At 67.1% G+C, this 1,019-nt stretch carries 1 protein-coding gene; it reads left to right on the top strand.

The window, feature by feature from the left end; translation table 11 throughout:
• Positions 1–97: 97 nt before the first annotated feature.
• Positions 98–853, top strand: coding sequence for an IclR family transcriptional regulator domain-containing protein (locus A3840_RS01165; RefSeq protein ID WP_067450647.1), 756 nt, complete (start codon positions 98–100; stop codon positions 851–853).
• Positions 854–1,019: the final 166 nt, after the last annotated feature.

Consider the following 1,019-nt stretch of genomic DNA (forward strand, 5'->3'; position numbering starts at 1 on the left):
GTCTCGTGGGCTCGGAGATGTGTATAAGAGACAGCCCTTCCCCTCCCGCCCGCCGCGCCCTACACTGCGCTCTCCGCACAAAATTCGGGGAGCGCACATGCGGCAGGGCGATATCATTCATGGGCTGGTCCGGGGCCTGGCCGTGGTGGAATGTTTCGACGAGGAACATGCGCGCATGTCGATCACCGACGTGGCCCAGCGCACAGGCCTCGAGCGCGCCACGGCCCGGCGCTGTCTGCTCACCCTGGTGCATCTCGGCTATGCCAGCTATGACGGCAAATTCTTCGAGCTGACGCCGCGCATTCTCAATCTCGGCCATTCCTATCTCGCCGCCACGCCCCTGCCCCGGCTGATCCAGCCCTTTCTCGAGGAACTGTCCCGCGCCACCAGCGAGAGCACCTCCGCGGCCGTGCTGGAGGGCACCGATATCCTCTATGTCGCCCGCGCCTCCACCCGGCGGGTCATGTCGATCAATCTGGCGCCGGGGGCGCGGCTGCCGGCCTATTGCACCTCCATGGGCCGCACCCTGCTCGCCGCCCTGCCCGCCGGGGAGGCCCGCGCCATCCTCGAACGCTCCGAGCTGATCGCCTATACCGACAGGACCAAGGCCGACATGGCCTCGATCACCACCGAACTGGCCGTGATCGCCGCCCAGGGCTTCGCCGTCATCGACCAGGAACTGGAGCTGGGCCTCTGCTCCATCGCCGTTCCCCTCACCAATGCCGCCGGCCAGGTCGTCGCCGCCATCAATATCGGCGCCCAGACAGCCCGCTCCCCCACCTCGCGGATGATCGCCCATTTCCTGCCCCTGATGCGCAAGCTGCAATCCGACCTGCGCCCCCTCCTGCGTTGATCGCAGGCCCCTTTGCCCGGTTGAGCCCGAGGGCCGTACGGCGCGGGCGGGGCAACGTCAAAAGACGCTTCCAAACGAAACAATCCGCAAGAAGGCCGCTTTGCGTTGCAGCGGATAGTCCCCCAACCCCCACCGCTCGTCACCCTCGGGCTTGACCCGAGGGCTC

The sequence above is a fragment of the Devosia elaeis genome, from assembly GCF_001650025.1.
GTDB lineage: Bacteria > Pseudomonadota > Alphaproteobacteria > Rhizobiales > Devosiaceae > Devosia > Devosia elaeis.